General features: G+C 61.1%; 12 protein-coding genes and 2 pseudogenes. 8 read left to right on the top strand and 6 right to left on the bottom strand.

The genetic code is table 11. The features are described from left to right. Positions 1-39 precede the first annotated feature (39 nt). Together ORL50_RS10495 and ORL50_RS10490 are read left to right on the top strand one after the other, a co-directional pair. Positions 40-561, top strand: a complete 522-nt coding sequence (locus ORL50_RS10495; RefSeq protein ID WP_266013708.1) for a GNAT family N-acetyltransferase — start codon at positions 40-42, stop codon at positions 559-561. Between the two features lie 108 nt (positions 562-669). After that, positions 670-1,164, top strand: coding sequence for a hypothetical protein (locus ORL50_RS10490; RefSeq protein WP_266013706.1), 495 nt, complete (start codon positions 670-672; stop codon positions 1,162-1,164). Between the two features lie 131 nt (positions 1,165-1,295). On the opposite strand, the gene ORL50_RS10485 is transcribed toward ORL50_RS10490, so the two are convergent. The 3 genes from ORL50_RS10485 to ORL50_RS10475 all read right to left on the bottom strand — a co-directional run bounded on the left by ORL50_RS10485 (position 1,296) and on the right by ORL50_RS10475 (position 5,700). Further along, positions 1,296-1,517 (bottom strand): cbb3-type cytochrome c oxidase subunit 3, encoded by a 222-nt coding sequence (locus tag ORL50_RS10485; protein ID WP_266013703.1) that lies wholly within the window; start codon positions 1,515-1,517, stop codon positions 1,296-1,298. 13 nt (positions 1,518-1,530) lie between these two features. Then, complete coding sequence (ccoN, locus tag ORL50_RS10480; RefSeq protein WP_266013700.1) at positions 1,531-2,958, bottom strand: cytochrome-c oxidase, cbb3-type subunit I; 1,428 nt, start codon at positions 2,956-2,958, stop codon at positions 1,531-1,533. A 381-nt stretch (positions 2,959-3,339) separates the two neighbouring features. Next, positions 3,340-5,700 carry a tetratricopeptide repeat protein gene (locus tag ORL50_RS10475; RefSeq protein WP_266013697.1) on the bottom strand — a complete coding sequence of 787 codons (2,361 nt, stop codon included), beginning with the start codon at positions 5,698-5,700 and terminating at the stop codon, positions 3,340-3,342. A gap of 213 nt (positions 5,701-5,913) precedes the next feature. On the opposite strand from ORL50_RS10475, the gene ORL50_RS10470 reads away from it, so the two are divergent. After that, positions 5,914-6,585, top strand: coding sequence for a DUF3313 domain-containing protein (locus ORL50_RS10470; RefSeq protein ID WP_266013694.1), 672 nt, complete (start codon positions 5,914-5,916; stop codon positions 6,583-6,585). 321 nt (positions 6,586-6,906) lie between these two features. Here ORL50_RS10470 and ORL50_RS10465 read toward each other — a convergent pair. The 3 genes and pseudogenes from ORL50_RS10465 to ORL50_RS10455 all read right to left on the bottom strand — a co-directional run bounded on the left by ORL50_RS10465 (position 6,907) and on the right by ORL50_RS10455 (position 8,774). Beyond that, positions 6,907-7,922 (bottom strand): annotated as a pseudogene (locus ORL50_RS10465) (HAD family hydrolase). Continuing rightward, a pseudogene (locus ORL50_RS29075) lies at positions 7,919-8,188 on the bottom strand (BatD family protein); the annotation flags it as partial. The pseudogenes ORL50_RS10465 and ORL50_RS29075, both read right to left, overlap by 4 nt. 160 nt (positions 8,189-8,348) lie before the next feature. After that, the gene (locus ORL50_RS10455; protein ID WP_266013691.1) at positions 8,349-8,774 is read right to left on the bottom strand and encodes a YciI family protein; all 426 of its coding nucleotides are present in this window, start codon (positions 8,772-8,774) and stop codon (positions 8,349-8,351) included. 1,182 nt (positions 8,775-9,956) lie between these two features. On the opposite strand from ORL50_RS10455, the gene tpx reads away from it, so the two are divergent. From tpx to ORL50_RS10430, 5 genes are all read left to right on the top strand, one after another. Then, positions 9,957-10,457 (top strand): thiol peroxidase, encoded by a 501-nt coding sequence (gene tpx, locus ORL50_RS10450; protein WP_266013689.1) that lies wholly within the window; start codon positions 9,957-9,959, stop codon positions 10,455-10,457. 178 nt (positions 10,458-10,635) lie between these two features. Next, positions 10,636-11,946, top strand: a complete 1,311-nt coding sequence (locus ORL50_RS10445; protein WP_266013687.1) for an MdtA/MuxA family multidrug efflux RND transporter periplasmic adaptor subunit — start codon at positions 10,636-10,638, stop codon at positions 11,944-11,946. After that, complete coding sequence (locus ORL50_RS10440) at positions 11,943-15,047, top strand: MdtB/MuxB family multidrug efflux RND transporter permease subunit (RefSeq protein WP_266013684.1); 3,105 nt, start codon at positions 11,943-11,945, stop codon at positions 15,045-15,047. Before ORL50_RS10445 ends, ORL50_RS10440 begins: the two co-directional genes overlap by 4 nt. Then, positions 15,044-18,151: an efflux RND transporter permease subunit gene (locus ORL50_RS10435; RefSeq protein ID WP_266013681.1), complete on the top strand. Its 3,108-nt coding sequence runs from the start codon at positions 15,044-15,046 to the stop codon at positions 18,149-18,151. Before ORL50_RS10440 ends, ORL50_RS10435 begins: the two co-directional genes overlap by 4 nt. Continuing rightward, complete coding sequence (locus ORL50_RS10430; protein WP_266013678.1) at positions 18,148-19,629, top strand: efflux transporter outer membrane subunit; 1,482 nt, start codon at positions 18,148-18,150, stop codon at positions 19,627-19,629. The genes ORL50_RS10435 and ORL50_RS10430 overlap by 4 nt, the downstream gene beginning before the upstream one ends. Positions 19,630-19,643: the final 14 nt, after the last annotated feature.

Raw genomic sequence — 19,643 nt, 5'->3', positions numbered from 1 at the left:
AGAGTGGGGGGCCATGTCTGTATCAAGGATGAATCACCCATGACTGTCGCCGATCCCGTCATTAGCCTCGAACGTTTCAACGAATCCCACCTCGAAGGCGTCGCCGCGCTCTACAACGATACGGCGATCACTCGCCAGGTGCTGCAGATGCCGTTCCAGTCCGTGGAAGTGTGGCGCAAGCGCATTGAGGCGGACAACGAACGCGCACTGAAACTGGTCGCGCTGCACCAGGGCGCGGTCATCGGTCACCTGGGGCTCGAACAATACTCGCGGGTGCGCCGCAGCCACGCTGGCAGCTTCGGCATGGGCGTTGCGGTGGGATGGCAGGGCAAGGGCGTAGGCTCAAGATTGTTGAGCGCCGCCATGGACATCGCTGACAACTGGATGAACCTGCAGCGAGTCGAGCTTTCGGTGTACGCCGACAACGAAGCCGCCATCGGTTTGTACCGCAAATTCGGCTTCGAAACCGAGGGTCTGTTTCGTGACTACGCGGTGCGCGACGGAGTGCTCGTGGACACGTTGAGCATGGCCCGTCTGCGGCGCACGCTCACTTCCCGCTGACCGGTCTGGCCGGATAAAAATACCGCTGGCGCGTTTAGTCGTACGCCAGCGGCTTGCATCTGCCATGCTCAATGTCCGCAGCACTGCTTCAATCTAAGGAACACCGCAATGGACGACGTACAGCAATTGGGTCAGATGCTTCGCCAGTACGCAGACAGCGAAGCGCACAAGAAGCAACTGTTTGAGGCGCAATCGGCCGTGTGGGCGACCCGCATCGGTGAACTGTTCGATCAGATCCAGCTGTGGCTGGAGCCGGTGAAGGCGCCCAATCTGCTGGAAGTCAGTCGCGAGGCCTATGTCGCTTTCGGGCCGAGTGTTCCGGTGGAAACCTCGAATTTCAAGACCGAGAAACTGAGCATCGTGATCGCCGGCAAACCGGTGGAGTTCGTGCCCGATGTGATGGGGACCGGCGGGCAGATTTCCCTGGCGGTCATGGGTTTGACGGCCGCCCGTTATGGCAGCGTTTCGCTGGTGTGCCTGCCGCCATCCAATAGCTGGCAGTGGCGCAAGACCAACGGGCTGAAGGACCCGGATACCTTTGCCTTCGATGCGAATTTCCTCGCGCAGCAGCTGCAGAGCCTGATCCCCCGCGAGCGCGGCTGAGATCCCTGATTGCGCAATCCACCCTGTAGGAGTGAGCCTGCTCGCGATGGCGGTGTATCAGTCGACACGTTTATCGACTAACACTGCGCCATCGCGAGCAGGCGCACTCCTACATTTGGATTTGCGCTAGATCACATTTGGCAGCGGCCCCAGCCTGGTTTTCGCACTTGCGCAGCTACTGCATTCACTTTTTTACCCGTCGCCAGCTCTACCCGTCGCGCTACCTCCGGGTCATCGGCAAAGGGAATCAGGCTGGCTTCCTCCAGGCTTTCGGCGGTCTGCCGATGAAGGCAGCACTCCACCGCCAGCCACAAACCCGCAACACCCAGCCCATTGATCAGCCACTCGACCATCTCAACCTCCGCCTCAGGCGATCTGCGCTTCACGGTTAGCCAGTGCGGCATCGGCAACCCGCACGGTGCGCCACACGTTGTAGGCCATCAGCAACATGCCGCTGAGGAAGAACACCCCGCCGGCAAAGCGCACGATGAAACCCGGGTGACTGGCCTGCAAGGCTTCGACGAAGGAATAGGTGAGGGTGCCGTCGTCGTTGATGGCACGCCACATCAGGCCCTGGGTGATGCCGTTGACCCACATCGAGGCGATGTACAGCACGGTGCCGATGGTCGCCAGCCAGAAGTGCAGGTTGATCAGCGGGGTGCTGTGCATCTGTTCACGTCCGAAAACTTTCGGGACCATGTGGTAGACCGCGCCGAAGGTAATCATCGCCACCCAGCCCAGGGCCCCGGCGTGTACGTGGCCGATGGTCCAGTCGGTGTAGTGGGAGAGGGCGTTGACGGTTTTGATCGCCATCATCGGCCCTTCGAAGGTCGACATGCCGTAGAAGGCCAGCGAGACCACCAGGAAGCGCAGGATCGGATCGGTGCGCAATTTATGCCAGGCCCCCGAGAGCGTCATCATGCCGTTGATCATGCCGCCCCAGCTCGGCGCCAGCAGGATCAGCGACATCGCCATGCCCAGCGATTGCGCCCAGTCCGGCAGTGCCGTGTAGTGCAGGTGATGCGGGCCGGCCCAGATGTACAGGGTGATCAGCGCCCAGAAATGCACGATCGACAGGCGATAGGAATACACCGGTCGATTGACCTGTTTGGGCACGAAGTAATACATCATGCCGAGAAAGCCCGTGGTCAGGAAGAACCCCACCGCGTTGTGCCCGTACCACCATTGCACCATGGCATCGGTGGCTCCGGAATACACCGGGTAGGACTTGAACCAGTCCACCGGGATCGACAGGTGATTGACCACGTGCAGCATGGCGATTACCACAATGAATGCGCCGAAAAACCAGTTGCCGACGTAGATGTGTTTGGTCTTGCGCTGCACCACTGTGGTGAAAAACACGATGGCATACGCGACCCAGACTACGGTCATCCACACGGCGCCGGAGAATTCGATTTCGGCGTATTCCTTGGTAGTCGTATAGCCCAGCGGCAGGGTAATCAGCATCACCACGATCACCGACTGCCAGCCCCAGAAGGTGAACGCAGCGAGCTTGTCCGAGTACAGCCGGACCTGGCAGGTGCGCTGCACGGCGTAATAGCTGGCGGCGAATTGCGCGCTGCCGGCGAAACCGAAAATCACCAGGCTGGTGTGCAGCGGGCGCAAACGGCCGAAGGTGGTCCAGGGCAGGTTCAGGTTCATGTCGGGCCACACCAGTTGCGAGGCGATCCACACCCCCATCGCCATCCCGACGACGCCCCAGACGATGGTCGCCACGATGAATTGCCGGACGACCTTGTAGTTGTAGGCCGCGCCGATTGCTGCTGTGCTCATGGTCAATGCTTCCACGGTTGCAAAGCAGGTACTGTAGAAATCTGCGAGTCAACAAAACAGACTCAGGAAAAGCGAGTTTATGCGGATCAGATAGAGGGCAAGCCTGCGGCGATAAGCCACGAGCTGATGCGGTTTTTTTTCGCGGGGAGTATCTGTTTGCTTGCACGCTACGCCACGTATTGCCGCTGTAGCAGCTGTCGAGCCTGCGAGGCTGCGTTCGGCTGCGCAGCAGTCGTGAGATCAGCGCTGCGGTGTATCAGGGCGACCGCTTGCGCAGGATTTGCGACTGCTGCGCAGCCGAACGCAGCCTCGCAGGCTCGACAGCTGCTACGTTGATCGGGGCGACGGCGAGGGCGCGCGGCGAGCACTCGGGGCAACCCGTCACTTCAATGCCGGGTCCCCCATGTTCATTTTCTTCCAGCCTTGCAGCAGCACCTGGGCCTTGGGTTCCTGGCCGTTTTCCAGGTAGTACTGAATCAACGACAGCCGCGCATTGCGATGGGTCGGCTGCTCTTTGAGCAGTCTTTCCAGCTCCTGGCAGGCCTCGTCGACTTTGCCGCTGTCGTGCAGCGCTACTGCCAGTACGTAGCCGTACTGCGCGGCCTGCGGCTCAAGTTGGGCCGCCTTGCGCAGGGCGGGCATCGCCTGGGCGGTTTTACCGGCGCGAATCAGCGCCAGGCCCTGGGAATGTTGCAGCAACGCCGCATCCGGGTGGTCCTTGAGACCCTGGGCCAGCAGCGCCTGAGCTTCCTGCCCACGCCCGGCTGCTTCCAGCCATTGCACCAGCGTTACCAGGGCCGGGTAGAAGTCCGGGTCGCGCTTGAGCGCGGTGCGCAACAAGTCTTCGACTTCACCGCTGCGACCCTGGGCCTGATACAGCATCGCCAGGTTGAGGTTGGCTTCGGCACGCTCGGCCAGGCTTTTCTGCACCGCTTCATATTCGCTGATCGCCGAGTCCCAAGTGGCCTGGTTGCTGCCCAAACCATTGCGTGCCGCGCCGAGCAGGTCTCGGGCGGCGGCGATCCGCACGGCCTTCACCGGATCAACCAGCAACGGCGCGAGCAGGGCGGCGCGCTCGGCCGGTGGCAGGAAGGCGCTGATCGCCCGTACGGCGCTTTCACGGACCTGGGGCGCGGGGTTGTTCAAGTCTTTACTTGCCAGCTTCAAAGCCTGTTCGCTGGGGTAGGACGCCAATTCAGCCAGCAGCGTCGCGCGTTGGATTGCCGGCAAGTTGCTGCGCTGCAATTGCTCGTACAGAGCTTGCGCGGCGCCCGGCTGGCCATTGCGGATCAGCCACAGGCTTTCGTCGTAGCGCGGCGCCTGGGCGGCAGTCGCGTTGTTCCAGAGCTTGAACTGTTCTGTGACCTTGTCTGCGGCCTTGCCCTGGTGGCAGGTCAGGCAAGCGTCGGGCGTGCCGAGTTTTTGTGCTCGCTGCGGGTTGGGGATGCTGAAACTGTGATCGTGGCGAAAGTCGTTGCCCATGTAGAACTTGCCCGGCATGTGGCAATCGACACATTGCGAGCCAGGCTGACCCATGGTGTGACGGGTGTGTTCGATGGAATCATAGTTTTTCGCCTGCAAGCCCTTGCCGTCGACCCCGGCGACGGCGGTTTTGCCCGCCGTGTTGTGACACTGCAGGCACACGCCATTGCCGGGTGCCTTCAGTTCATTGCTGTGGGGGTTGTGGCAGTTGCTGCAGCGCACGCCCTTGTCGGCCATTTTGCTTTGGGCGAAGGAGCCGTGCTCGAACACTTCATCCTTGATCTTGCCGTCCAGTGCGTACAACTCGCGAGTCAAGGCGCTGGGCAGGTAGTCATCCATCAGGCGCTTGCCGACAGTAAAACCATCGCCCAGGGGCGCGCGGCGGGAATGGCAGCGGGCACAGGTTTCGAGTTCGACCGTGGCGTTCTTGTCCTTGAGGTCGACGGCAAAACCCTTGTGTACCAGGTCACCTTTTTTCGCCGCCCACTCCAGGTGATTCGAGGCTGGACCGTGGCATGCCTGGCAGCCGACGCCGAGGCTGTTCCACTGGCTGTCGAAGGTGTTGTTTGCCGCATCGAAATTGCGCTTGAAGCCGGTGGTGTGGCACTCCACGCACATGAAGTTGGCGTTCTGGCTGGGCTTGCTCCAGTGCAGCGGGTTCTTGAAGTTGACGCCCTGGCCGGGATACAGATGAAACCAGCGATTCTTTTCGCTATCCCAGGCGACGCCGAGTGCTTGCAGTCGACCTTCACCGACCTCGATCAGGTACTGCTGCAGGGGTGCGATGCCGAAGGTGTAGGCCACCTTGAAGTCAGCATTCTTGCCGTCGATGCCAGGGGTGTTGACCCAGAAACCTTCATCCTTGCGCGAGAAGCGCGTGGTTTCGTTTTGCGCCTTGAAGCTGACGTTATTAAAGTCGCCCAGCACCGTATCAGTCTTGGCTTCCTGCATCGCCAATTGGTGATGGGAGCCTTGCCAGTCCTTGACCTCTGCACCGTGGCAACCTTGGCATTGCGCCTCATCAACCAGGGTCGCTGGCGCCATGGCGACGGGTTGCGCCTTGGGTGGTTGGGCAATCGGTGCAGGTGCAGATGCAGGCGCCGGCGCATAGGCGATCGGAGCAGGTTGGCTGTCCAGCAGAAACCAGCCGATACCCGCAACGCACATGAGCAGCGCAGAGATGATGACGGGAAACAGATAACGACCAATCGGGTTCGCAGGCGAATCAGGTTCTGCAGCTTTATTTTTATATTTCGGCATTGCGACTTCCGTAGTCCAGGTGCGATTGCCTTGAGGTGCGCGTGCAAGATCGTTGCAGCTTTGCCGTATGCCCGGCCTGTGTCAATTACCCGTTGTGAACCACTGCGCAGCCAGGATGAACATTGTGATTTTTCAAGGCATTATCCCAAGCATTGGCTATACCTGTTACACCGTTTCCCATAATGTTATCGACCTACTTACAGGAGTTTCCGCATGAAGCTAGCGTTAATGATGAGTACGCTGTGCATTGCCTCGGTTGGCATGGTGGGTTGTGCCAGCAAAGTGGTCGAACCGGATCAGTACTCGGGCTTCCTCAAGGACTACAGCCAGCTGCGCGAGGCACAGTCGCCGTCGGGCGCCACGGTAATGCGCTGGATTGACCCCAAGCTGGATATCAGCAAGTACACCAGCGTCTACGTGGAACCTACCCAGCTCTATCCGAAGCCGCAGCCGACAGTGAAAATTCCCCAGGCGACCCTCAATGGCATCACCGGCTACTACGACCAGGCGCTCAAGCGTGAGATTGGCAAGTCCTTGCCACTGGCCGCAGGGCCTGGACCGGGTGTGATTGTGGTGCGTGCGGCCATCACTGCGGTTAGCAGCAAGACCGAAGGCCTGAAGCCTTATGAAGTGATTCCGATTGCCCTGGTGGCGGCGGCGGTCAGCACGGCCAGTGGTATTCGTGACCAGGAAACCGACCTGTCGACCGAGGCCGTGTTCCTTGATGGCGGCGACAACCACGTGCTCGCCCAGGTTGTGCGCAAAGGCATCGGCAAACCGCTGGAAAATGAAAGCCAGGTGATGAAGGCGGATGACGTCAAGGGCGTGATCGATGGCTGGGCTGCGGATTTGCATCAGTCTTATTTGAAGCTCAAATCCAAGTGATGCGTTTGGGCTAGCGCAATACGCCGTGGGAGCGGGCTTGCTCGCGAATGCGTCGTGACATTCAGCATCGATGTTGGATAACCGACCGAATTCGCGAGCAAGCCCGCTCCCACAGGTTTTGCGACAGGCAAATTTTTATCGCGACAGCTACTCCATCACTGCCCCATGAACCACCGATAATACGGATTACCGCCATCCCCGCGCATCACCTCCCGGGCATCCCTGGCCCAGGCGGCGTCCCGGTCACTCCTTTTGCTCACTAACGTCGCGTTAAGGCGACAACGTTTTTACGGTCCTGCATTACGCTTTTTTTTACTGCACTTACTCTGTGGCGGGGGCGTCAAATGGATAAATGCGCTGCCATTCGGCGGCCATGTCCACAACGGTCCAGCCGCGCTTGTTTGCTTCGTCCAAGGCCTTGTCCAGACGACCGATCTGCGACTGGCGGTCATAGGCCCACTCGCGCTTGGCGTCGGTGTGATGCACCAGGCCCATGAAGCGTTTGCCGCTGCCGTCGGCGGTCCACTGCAGCATCTGCAGGTCTCCGTCGGAGTTGCCGAAGGCGAGGATCGGCCGGCGACCAATCACCGCTTCGATACTCTCGGGCTTGCCTGGGCCATCATCGTTGTGCGCCAGTTTCGGGGTGCGCAGGATCGACGCCTTGCCTTCCTTGAACTGGTACTCGGTGACAAAAGTGGTGCCGATCACCTGTTCCGGCGGCACTCCGTAAACCTTTTCGGCGAAGGCGCGCATGAAGCCGGTATCGCCTCCCGAGACGATGTAGGTCTTGAAGTCCTGGCTGCGCAGGTAGTCGAGCATTTCCAGCATCGGCTGGAAGATCATTTCGGTGTAGGGCTTGCCAGTCTTGGGGTGTTTGGCCTGGCTCAACCAGGTTTTGGCGTAGTCATCGAAGGCGTCAGTGGTCATGCCGGTGTGGGTGGCGCCGACGATCTTCAGCAGGCCGTCCATGCCGGTGGCCGCGAGGGCTTTATGGTCGTTCTCGATGACCGCCTTGAACGGTTGGGTGGTTGCCCATTCCGGGTGCTGCGGCGCAGTGCGCTTGACCTCTTCGAGGGCGAACAACAGCTCGAAGTACATCGGTTGCTCGCTCCACAGCGTGCCGTCATTGTCGAATACGGCGATGCGGTCCTGCGGCTTGACGAAGTCCTTGCTGCCCTGGTCGGTGACTGCCTGGACGAACTCGATGATGCTTTTTTCGACGGGCCATCGTTCCATGAAGGCAGGGGCTCGGCGGCAAGCGCTAGCAGTGGAATGCTCAAGGCCAGGGCGAAGAGAAACTTCAGCCCGTTGCGGTGGATCGAAGTCGGGTTCGTCATGGGAAGTCCTTCTCGTGGGCGGGGTTGAGAGGGCGTAAAGCCTGGGCCGGCGTCGCCCTATGGCGTGCCGCCTGACTGTGCAGCGTAGTCAAGAATTGCTTGAGCTGATGGAGTGCCTGACCTTCGGCGGGTTGCGGGCCATAACAGGCGCGCCACAACGTTTGCATGCGGGCTGTCAGTTTCAAGCCCAGACGACTGCGCCGCAGCCACAGTTAGAGAGCGCTTAACTGTGCCGGCTGGCTGTTGATTTGCTCGGGGATTTGCCTCGTATTAGCCAGTCGAAAGGATTAATTCCTTAGTTTTGCGTACGAGTTCTCACTCTATTCGTGTACTAAAAAGTTAATACAAATCGGCAGGTTGTTCCTCCGGAGTAAAAGGGGGCGGGCAAGCCTCGGGTTCGACGGTGGCTTGCGCGCACTTTAGGGTTCAGGTTTTTTTCGCCTGGGCCCGCACTCTTTCTTCCTGCTCGCGCAGTTCGGGGGTGAATTCGGCACCGAAATCTTCTGCGGCGAACACCGGGCGAATCTCGATTTCGGCGTCAGTGCCGGGCATTGGGTTGGGGCAGCGCTTTACCCAGTCGATGGCTTCCTGTTTCGAATTCACATCCCAGATCCAGTAGCCGGCGATCAGCTCCTTGGTCTCGATGAATGGGCCATCAATAACAATGCGCTGCTCTCCCGAGAACCGCACGCGGGCGCCTTTGCTGCTGGGTTGCAGGCCGTCGCAGGTGACCAGGATGCCAGCCTTGGCCAGTTCCTCGTTGTAGTTGCCCATGGCGGTCAGCAGTTCTTCGCTGGGCATGATGCCGGCTTCGGAATCGGCACTGGCTTTGACAATGATCATGAAGCGCATGGTGGGTACTCCTTCGTTGGCTTGCTCAATAGTCGAATTGCGGTGGCTGGAATCGACAGGCTGCAGAAGAAATTTGGCCTGGTTTCCTCGTAGGAGCTGTAGGAGCTGACGAGTGGAACGAGGCTGCGATCTTTTGATCTGGTCTTGGGTGCATATCCTTTGCTGCGGTCACGGCTGCTTATGGTTCCGCCCTTACGGCGGGTCACTTGGAGAAGCGCCAAGTAACCAAGCGCCCTTTGCCCCACCACTCGGCACCTCGCCTAGGCTCGGTGTGCCCTCACTCCGGCATTGCTCCGCGGGTCGCCGCGATGGGCCATCCCTGGCCCAGCGCGGCTAAACCGGCATCCTTGCCGGTTTCCCCGCTGCGCAATACCTGCGTTCGGCCATCGTGGTTAATGGGCGTCCGCGATCAAGAACCGGGCCGAGGCGGCCTGAAAGCCGACCTGGCGGGTAGTTCGGCTTTGCATCGGCGGTGTTATGTGAACGCGAATTTTTGGCACAACGAAATCTCCTGTAGGAGCCCGGCTTGCCGGCGATGGCGATCTCGCAGACGCCATCGCCGGCAAGCCGGACTCCTACAGGGGGCGTGTTTATTCAGGAAGTATGCGTAATCGTTCACGTCCATCGCGAGCAGGCTCGCTCCTACAGAGGGGTAGCGCAATGCGGCACGACTAGATAAGCGCAGCGCGCCGGCTTGATGCCTTGGTCGGCCCGAAGGCCGCCACGGCCCGGTTGTTGATCTCGGACGCCCCGTTAACCACGCTGGCCGAACGCAGGCATTGCGTAGCGGGTAAACCGGCAAGGATGCCGGTTTAGCCGCGCTGGGGCAGGGATGCCCCATCGCGGCGACCCGCGGAGCAATGCCTGCGTTCGGGCACACCGAGCCTAGGCGAGGTGCCGAGTGGTGGGGCAAAGGGCGCTTGGTTACTTGGCGCCGGGGCGCGCAGCCATTTCCAAGTAACCCGCCGTAAGGGCGGAACCGATACAAGCCATGACCGCAACAACGGATATGTACCCAGACACACAGCCCCCCGCGCAGCTTCTGCAGGCGATACAGGTCACGATTACGAGTAACAACGGATACACCACATTTTGTATCCGGGCATAGGTCGCCAGCCCATTTCGTGGTTAACTTCTGCCTCTTCAAAATTCTCCAAACCAACGTTCAGAAGGACTCCGTTCATGGCTCAAGTCACTCTCAAAGGCACCCCTGTTCAAGTCAACGGCCAACTGCCACAAGCCGGTTCCAAGGCGCCAGCCTTTTCCCTGGTTGCCGGCAATCTGTCCGACGTAACCCTGGCAAGCTTCGCCGGCAAGCGCAAAGTGCTGAACATCTTCCCTAGCGTCGACACCCCGACCTGCGCCACCTCCGTGCGCAAGTTCAACGCCCAGGCCAACGACGTGGCCAACACCGTGGTGCTGTGCATCTCCGCCGACCTGCCGTTCGCCCAGGCGCGCTTCTGCGGAGCCGAAGGCCTGGAAAACGTACAGAACCTGTCGACCCTGCGCGGTGCCGAGTTCATCGAGAACTACGGCGTAGCCATTGCCGATGGTCCACTCAAAGGCCTGACTGCCCGCGCAGTCGTGGTACTGGACGAAAACGACAACGTGCTGCACAGCGAACTGGTCAAGGAAATCGCTGAAGAACCAAATTACGAAGCGGCTCTTGCTGTTCTGAAATAAGTTAACGCTTACAATTGTTAACGGCCTGGCCCTGTCCAGGCCGTTTTCATTTGTGTATCAGTATCTTGGACAAACATCCTGTTACGTAAGCCGAAAGTAAATTGCCGGTAAAGCCGCTTTGCTTAATGCCCGCCAGTGCTTATCGTTCAGCCTCCCGTAGAAGAAGCCCACGCGCCCAATGGTTGATCATTCAATGCAATCCTCCTCCCGTAGTCCCCGTCGCTGGCTGTTCGGCCTGCTAGTCCTGTTGGTCGTCGCCGGCGTTTGCTGGAAATTCTGGCCCGCAGGCGACCAGAACGACCCCGCTGGGCAAAAAGCCGTGGCCGGGCGCACTGGCAAGGCCGGGGGCATGCGTCCGGGGTTTGGCGGAGCGACCGGGCCGATTCCGGTGCGCGTGGCACCGGCAGTGCAGGGTGATTTCCCGCTGTACTACAAGGCGCTGGGCACCGTTACCGCGCTAAATACCATCAATGTGCGCAGCCGGGTGGGCGGGGAACTGGTGAAGATTTCCTTCGAGGAAGGGCAGATGGTCAAGGCCGGTGACCTCCTGGCGGAGATCGACCCACGTCCTTACCAGAACGCCTTGCTGCAAGCCGAAGGCACCCTGTTGCAAAACCAGGCGCAGTTGAAGAACGCCCAGGTGGATGTCGAGCGCTACCGTGGCCTGTACCGCGAGGACAGCATCGCCAAGCAGACCCTGGACACCGCCGAAGCGCTGGTCGGCCAGTATCAGGGCACGGTCAAGACCAATCAGGCAGCGGTCAACGACGCCAAGCTCAATCTCGAATTCACCAAAATTCGCGCACCGATTGCCGGCCGTGTGGGCCTGCGCCAACTGGATGTCGGCAACCTGGTGGCCGCCAATGACACCACGGCCTTGGCCATCATCACCCAGACCCAACCGATCAGCGTCGCTTTCACCTTGCCGGAGAACAACCTGAGCGTGGTACTGGAGCGTTATCGTTCGGGGGCCAAGCTACCTGCCGAAGCCTGGGACCGGGGCGATACGAAGTTGCAGGCGACCGGCGTGCTGCAGAGCCTGGACAACCAGATTGACGTGACCACCGGGACCCTGAAATTCAAGGCCCGCTACGACAACCGCGATCAGTCGCTGTTTCCCAACCAGTTCGTCAACGTCCACCTGCTCGCCGACACCCTGAAAAACGTGGTGCTGGCCCCTTCGGCGGCGATTCAGTTCGGCACCAACGGCACCTTCGTCTATGCGCTGGATGGCGACAAGAAGGTCACCATTCGTCAGCTCAAAGTCGGTGCCAGTGACGGTGACAACACCGTGATCACCGAAGGCCTGGTGGCCGGCGATCGCGTGGTGCTGGAGGGCACCGACCGCCTCAAGGAAGGCAGCGAAGTGGAAGTGGTCAATGACAGCAAGGACGTGCCGACCACGCCAACCGAACACCTGCAGGGCAAGTCGGCGGCCACGGCGCCTGATGCGACGGCGACCGACAAGGCGAAAAAGGGCGGCGCATGAACATCTCGCGGCTGTTTATACTCCGCCCGGTAGCCACCACGCTGAGCATGCTGGCCATTATCCTGGCCGGCATCATCGCCTATCGTTTGCTGCCGGTGTCGGCACTTCCGCAGGTTGATTATCCGACCATCCGCGTCATGACGCTGTACCCAGGGGCGAGCCCGGATGTCATGACCAGTGCCGTGACCGCACCGCTGGAACGCCAGTTCGGGCAGATGCCCGGCCTGACCCAGATGGCTTCGACCAGCTCCGGCGGCGCATCGGTACTGACCTTGCGCTTCAGCCTCGACATCAACATGGACGTCGCCGAACAGCAGGTCCAGGCCGCGATCAACGCGGCGACCAACCTGTTGCCCAACGATCTGCCGGCACCGCCGGTGTACAACAAGGTCAACCCGGCGGACACCCCGGTCCTGACACTGGCGATTACCTCCAAGACCATGCTGCTGCCCAAGCTTAATGACCTGGTCGATACGCGCATGGCGCAGAAAATCGCGCAGATCAGCGGAGTCGGCATGGTCAGCATTGCCGGTGGCCAGCGCCAGGCCGTGCGGATCAAGGTCAATCCGGAGGCCCTGGCGGCCAACGGCCTGAACCTTGCCGATGTTCGCACCCTGATCGGCGCGTCCAACGTCAACCAGCCCAAAGGCAACTTCGACGGCCCGACCCGGGTGTCGATGCTCGATGCCAACGACCAGCTGACCTCTCCGGCGGACTACGCCAACCTGATTCTCGCGTACGCCAACGGCGCGCCGTTGCGGCTCAAGGACGTGGCGGAGATCGTCGACGGTGCGGAGAACGAACGATTGGCCGCGTGGGCCAATGAAAACCAGGCGGTGCTGCTCAATATCCAGCGCCAGCCCGGGGCCAACGTCATCGAAGTGGTGGACCGGATCAAGGCGCTGCTGCCGAGCATCACCGACAACTTGCCGGCCGGCCTCGACGTCACCGTCCTCACCGACCGCACCCAGACCATCCGCGCCTCGGTCACGGACGTGCAACACGAACTGCTGATCGCCATTGCCCTGGTGGTGATGGTGACTTTCCTGTTCCTGCGCCGCGCCAGCGCCACGATCATCCCCTCGGTGGCCGTGCCGCTGTCGTTGATCGGCACCTTTGGCGTGATGTACCTCGCCGGGTTCTCGGTGAACAACCTGACGTTGATGGCACTGACCATCGCCACCGGTTTTGTCGTGGACGATGCGATCGTCATGCTGGAGAACATCTCCCGCTACATCGAGGAAGGCGAGACCCCGCTGAATGCGGCGCTCAAGGGCGCCAAGCAGATTGGCTTCACCCTGATTTCCCTGACGCTGTCGCTGATCGCCGTATTGATCCCGTTGCTGTTCATGGCCGACGTAGTGGGGCGCCTGTTCCGCGAATTTGCCATCACCCTGGCGGTGGCCATCCTGATTTCCCTGGTGGTCTCGCTGACCCTGACCCCGATGATGTGCGCCCGCCTGCTCAAGCGCGAGCCCGAGGAAAAACAACAGGGTCGTTTCTATCGAGCCAGTGGCGCGACCATCGACTGGATGATTGCCGCTTATGGGCGCAAGTTGCAGTGGGTGCTCAAGCATCAGCCGCTGACGTTGCTGGTGGCAATCGGCACGCTGGCGCTGACCGTGTTTCTCTACCTGATCGTGCCCAAGGGCTTTTTCCCGGTGCAGGATACCGGGGTGATCCAGGGCATCTCCGAAGCCCCGCAGTCGATTTCCTTTGCGGCAATGAGCCAGCGCCAGCAGGATCTGGCGAAAATTATCCTCGCCGATCCAGCGGTCGAAAGCCTGTCGTCCTACATTGGCGTCGACGGCGACAACTCGACGCTCAACAGCGGGCGCCTGCTGATCAACCTCAAGCCCCACAGCGCTCGGGACCTGAGTGCCAGCGAAATCATCGCCCGCCTGCAACCGGAAGTGGACAAACTGGTAGGTATCCGGCTGTTCATGCAACCGGTGCAGGACCTGACCATTGAGGATCGGGTCAGCCGCACCCAGTACCAGTTCAGCATGTCGTCCCCGGATTCGGAGTTGCTCAGCCTGTGGAGCGGCCGCCTGGTCGAGGCCCTGGCCCAGCGGCCCGAGCTGACGGATGTGGCCAGTGACTTGCAGGACAAAGGCCTGCAGGTGTACCTGGTGATCGACCGCGATGCGGCGTCCCGGGTCGGCGTTTCGGTGTCGAACATCACCGATGCCCTGTATGACGCGTTCGGCCAACGACAGATCTCGACCATTTATACCCAGGCCAGCCAGTATCGCGTGGTCCTGCAGGCACAGTCCGGCGAGAAAATCGGCCCGGATGCGCTGAATCAGATTCACGTCAAGACCACCGATGGCGGGCAGGTGCGCCTGTCCAGCCTGGCCCACATCGAACAACGCCAGGCGCAACTGGCGATTACTCATATCGGCCAGTTCCCGGCAGTAATGATGTCGTTCAACCTGGCGCCCGGCGTGGCGCTGGGGCATGCGGTGGACATCATCGAACAGGTGCAGCAGGACATCGGCATGCCTCTGGGAGTGCAGACCCAGTTCCAGGGCGCGGCAGAAGCCTTCCAGGCGTCGCTGTCGAGCACTTTGCTGTTGATCCTGGCGGCGGTGGTGACCATGTACATTGTCCTGGGTGTGCTCTACGAGAGCTACATCCACCCCATCACCATCCTCTCGACCTTGCCCTCGGCGGCGGTCGGCGCCTTGTTGGCGCTGCTGTTGAGTGGCAATGACCTGGGCATGATCGCGATCATCGGCATCATTTTGTTGATCGGTATCGTCAAGAAGAACGCGATCATGATGATCGACTTCGCCCTGGACGCCGAACGCAATCAGGGGCTCGACCCGGAAACGGCGATCTATCAGGCGGCGTTGCTGCGGTTCAGGCCAATCCTGATGACCACCCTGGCTGCCTTGTTCGGTGCGGTGCCGCTGATGCTGGCCACCGGCTCCGGCGCGGAACTGCGTCAACCCCTGGGTCTGGTAATGGTCGGCGGGTTGTTGGTGAGCCAGGTCCTGACCCTGTTTACCACACCGGTCATCTACCTCTATTTCGATCGCCTGGGCCGGCGCTGGGGTCATAAATCCGAGCCTGTGGAAGTGGTAGAGCAGCCATGAACCTGTCCGGACCTTTCATCAAGCGGCCGGTCGCCACCATGCTGCTGAGCCTGGCGATCATGTTGCTGGGCGGCGTGAGCTTCGGCCTGTTGCCGGTGTCGCCGCTGCCGCAAATGGATTTCCCGGTGATCGTGGTCCAGGCCAGCCTGCCGGGCGCCAGCCCCGAGGTCATGGCTTCGACCGTGGCTACCCCGCTGGAGCGCTCGTTCGGCGCGATTGCCGGGGTCAACACCATGAGCAGTCGCTCCAGCCAGGGCTCGACCCGGGTGATCCTGCAATTTGACCTCGATCGTGATATCAACGGCGCGGCGCGGGAGGTGCAGGCGGCGATCAACGCTTCGCGCAACCTGCTGCCCAGCGGCATGCGCAGTATGCCGACCTACAAGAAGGTCAATCCGTCCCAAGCGCCTATCATGGTGCTGTCCCTGACCTCCGATGTGCTGGAGAAGGGCCAGCTATACGACCTGGCCTCGACCATCCTGTCCCAGAGCCTGTCCCAGGTGCAGGGCGTCGGCGAAGTGCAGATCGGCGGCAGTTCCTTGCCGGCAGTGCGCATCGAACTTGAGCCGCAGGCGCTGAACCAGTACGGCGTGGCACTCGATGACGTGCGTACGGCCATCGCCAATGCCAACGTGCGCCGGCCCAAAGGCTCGGTGGAAGACGGCGAGCGCCTGTGGCAGGTGCAGGCCAACGACCAGCTGGAAAAGGCCAAGGACTATGAATCGCTGATCATTCATTACGCCGACGGCGCCGCATTGCGCCTCAAGGATGTGGCCAAGGTCAGCGACGGCGTCGAAGACCGCTACAACAGCGGCTTCTTCAATGACGACGCGGCGGTTCTGCTGGTGATCAACCGCCAGGCCGGTGCCAACATCATCGAGACCGTCAACGAGATCAAGGCCCAGCTGCCGGCGTTACAGGCCGTGCTCCCGGCGAGCGTCAAGCTGAACCTGGCGATGGACCGTTCGCCGGTGATCAAGGCCACGTTGCACGAAGCGGAAATGACCCTGCTGATCGCCGTGGCGCTGGTGATCCTGGTGGTGTTCCTGTTTCTGGGCAATTTCCGCGCCTCGCTGATTCCGACCCTCGCGGTCCCGGTGTCACTGGTTGGCACTTTTGCCGTGATGTACCTCTACGGCTTCTCCCTGAACAACTTATCGCTGATGGCGCTGATCCTGGCGACCGGGTTGGTGGTGGACGACGCCATCGTGGTGCTGGAGAACATTTCCCGGCACATCGACGAGGGCGTACCGCCGATGAAGGCCGCTTACCTTGGAGCCGAGGAGGTCGGTTTCACCCTGCTGTCGATGAACGTCTCGCTGGTGGCGGTGTTCCTGTCGATCCTGTTCATGGGCGGGATCATCGAGAGCCTGTTTCGCGAGTTTTCGATCACTTTGGCGGCGTCCATCGTCGTCTCGCTGGTGGTTTCGCTGACCCTCACGCCGATGCTTTGCGCCCGCTGGCTCAAGCCGCATACGCCGGGCCAGGAGAACCGCCTGCAGCGCGTAAGCCGCCGGACCAACGACTGGATGGTGGCCAAATACGCCACCAGCCTCGACTGGGTACTGCGTCACCGGCGTCTGACATTGCTCAGTCTCTTCGTGACAATTGGCGTTAATGTTGCGCTCTATGTTGTTGTTCCTAAGACATTTATGCCGCAGCAGGATACCGGGCAACTGATCGGTTTCGTGCGCGGTGATGACGGTCTGTCGTTTACCGTGATGCAGCCCAAAATGGAGATTTTTCGCCGTGCGGTGTTGAAAGACGCGGCCGTCGAGAGCGTCGCCGGCTTCATCGGTGGCAGCAACGGCACCAACAACGCCTTCATGCTAGTGCGCCTGAAACCGATCCAGGAGCGCAACATTTCCGCGCAGAAGGTCATCGAGCGCCTGCGCAAGGAAATGCCCAAGGTTGCCGGAGCGCAATTGATGCTTATGGCCGACCAGGACCTGCAGTTCGGCGGCGGGCGTGAGCAGACCACCTCGCAGTATTCCTACATCCTGCAGAGCGCCGACCTTGGCTCATTGCGCCAGTGGTACCCGAAAGTCGTGACCGCACTCAAGGCCTTGCCGGAGCTGACGGCGATCGACGCCCGGGAAGGCCGCGGCGCCCAGCAGGTCACCTTGATTGTCGACCGCGATCAGGCCAAGCGCCTGGGCGTCGACATGAACATGGTCACTTCGGTGCTCAACAATGCCTACAGCCAACGGCAGATCTCGACCATCTATGACAGCCTGAACCAGTATCAGGTGGTGATGGAGGTCAATCCGAAATACGCCCAGGACCCGATTACCCTCAAGCAGGTGCAGGTGATCACCGCTGATGGCGCACGGATTCCGCTGTCGACCATTGCCCATTACGAAAATAGCCTGGAAGACGACCGGGTCAGCCACGAGGGCCAGTTCGCTTCCGAGAGTATTTCCTTCGACATGGCCGAAGGGGTCACGGTGGAGCAGGGCACCGCTGCCATTGAGCGGGCGATTGCGCGACTGGGTATGCCGGAAGACGTGATCGTCAAGGTCGCGGGCACCGCTGATGCGTTTGCCGCCACACAGAAAAGCCAGCCGTGGATGATCCTTGGCGCGCTGGTCGCGGTGTACCTGGTGCTGGGCGTGCTGTACGAGAGCTACATCCATCCGCTGACGATTCTCTCGACCCTGCCGTCTGCAGGCGTCGGCGCCTTGCTGTCGATCTATGCGCTGGGCGGTGAATTCAGCCTGATTTCGCTGCTGGGGCTGTTCCTGCTGATTGGTGTGGTGAAGAAAAACGCCATCCTGATGATCGACCTGGCCTTGCAGCTCGAACGCCATCAGGGCCTGGCGCCGCTGGAATCGATTCGCAGTGCCTGCCTGCAGCGGCTGCGGCCGATCCTGATGACCACCCTGGCAGCCATTCTCGGGGCCTTGCCTTTGCTGCTCAGTCGCGCTGAAGGGGCGGAAATGCGCCAGCCTTTGGGCCTGACGATTATCGGCGGGCTGATCTTCAGCCAGGTGCTGACCCTCTACACCACCCCGGTGGTCTACCTCTATCTCGACAAACTGCGCCATCGCTTCAACCACTGGCGTGGGGTGCGTACCGATGCTGCTCTGGAAACTCCGCTATGACTGACCGTTCGCTTTTCACCCGGGCCGCGCCCTTGATCCCGGCCCGCGGCTCGCGCCTGCTGAGCCTGGTACTGTGCGTGTCCTTGCTCAGTGCCTGCGCCATCGGACCGGATTACCAGCGCCCGCAGGCGGTTGCCCCTGTGCAGTACAAGGAAGCAGCCGGCTGGCGGCAGGCCAACCCCAGCGATTCCCTCGCACGCGGGGCCTGGTGGGAGTTGTATGGCGATCAGCAGCTCAACGGCTTGATCGACCAGCTCAACAGCGCCAACCAGACCGTCGCCCAGTCTGAAGCTCAATATCGCCAGGCCCAGGCCCTGGTGCGCAGCGCCCGTGGCGCATTCTTTCCGACGGTGGACCTGACCGTGGGCAAGAATCGCTCGAGCCAAGGTACCGGGAGCAGCAGTTCCAGCCTGAGCAGTTCCTCCAGCGGTATCCGCGACACCTATACGGCGCAGGCCGGCGTGAGTTGGGAAGCGGACGTCTGGGGCAAGTTGCGGCGCGGCCTGGAAGCGGATACCGCAAACGCCCAGGCGAGTTATGCCGACCTGGCGGCCATGCGCCTGAGCCAGCAGTCGGAGCTGGTGCAGAACTATCTGCAGCTGCGCGTCATCGACGAACAGAAACGTTTGCTGGAAGCGACAGTCGCGGCCTACGAGCGCTCGCTGAAGATGACGCAAAACCAGTACCGCGCCGGAGTGTCCGGCAAGGACGCGGTGGCCCAGGCGCAAACCCAGCTCAAAAGCACCCAGGCCGACATGGTCGACCTGATCTGGCAGCGTGCGCAGTTTGAACATGCCATCGCGGTGCTGATCGGTCTGCCCCCGGCGCAGTTCAACCTGGCCGAGTCCCAGGACATACCGACTCTGCCCGAGGTACCGCTGAACCTGCCTTCGCAGCTGCTGGAACGGCGGCCGGACATTGCGTCGGCGGAGCGCTCGGTGATGGCGGCGAACGCCAACATCGGCGTGGCCAAGGCGGCGTATTACCCGGACCTGACGCTCAGCCTCAATGGCGGCTACAGCAGCAGCACGTCGTCGAACTGGTTCAGCGTGCCAAATCGCTTCTGGTCGGTGGGACCACAGTTGGCCATGACCCTGTTCGATGGCGGCCAACGCTCGGCGGAAGTGGACCGCAGCGAAGCCGCCTACGACGAAACCGTGGCCAAATATCGCCAGACGGTACTCGACGGGTTCCGTGAGGTGGAGGACTACCTGGTGCAATTGAAGGTGCTGGAGAACGAGTCCGAAGTTCGCCAGCAGGCACTGGACGCCGCCCGCGAATCCTTGCGCCTGATCCAGAATCAGTACAAGGCGGGGCTGATTGCCTATCTCGATGTGGTAGTGGTTCAGGCGACGGCACTGAACAACGAACGCAACATGCTCAGCCTGATGCAAAGCCGCTTGATCGCCAGCGTGCAGCTGATTGCAGCGCTGGGCGGCGGGTGGGATGGGCAGCTGGAACAAAACGCGGCCCGGTAACAATCAAAACATTT

Origin of the sequence: Pseudomonas sp. RIT-562 (assembly GCF_026241895.1) — a bacterium.
Classification (GTDB): domain Bacteria; phylum Pseudomonadota; class Gammaproteobacteria; order Pseudomonadales; family Pseudomonadaceae; genus Aquipseudomonas; species Aquipseudomonas mandelii_F.
Note: the sequence above shows the minus strand (reverse complement) of the source record. Positions and strands in the feature narration are given on the sequence as shown.